Genomic DNA, 227 nt, shown 5'->3' on the forward strand with positions numbered 1-227 from the left:
CTGCCACGCTCCGTCAATTCGCCACTCGTCGCAAGCGCCTTCACATTGACTGTGAAATTCTGGTTCCCAACCCCAAGCTGGTTATCGTCGTTCTGGGGAGGAACGACATGCGCTGCGGCCTCCGGCGCATTGAGCAGGCTCAGCCAATTGAGCGGGCCTTTCGCCGGCGGAGCAAAGATCAGATAGTCGCGGGCTCGCGTGGCGCCAACATAGAGAAGCCTGGTGTC

General features: G+C 60.4%; 1 protein-coding gene. It reads right to left on the reverse strand.

Annotation, left to right across the window (positions count from 1 at the left end):
* Positions 1-227, reverse strand: a 227-nt coding sequence (locus AF337_RS44100; RefSeq protein ID WP_152970892.1) for a hypothetical protein, incomplete at both ends; no start/stop codon positions are given.

The organism is Rhizobium ecuadorense, assembly GCF_001187535.1.
GTDB lineage: Bacteria > Pseudomonadota > Alphaproteobacteria > Rhizobiales > Rhizobiaceae > Rhizobium > Rhizobium ecuadorense.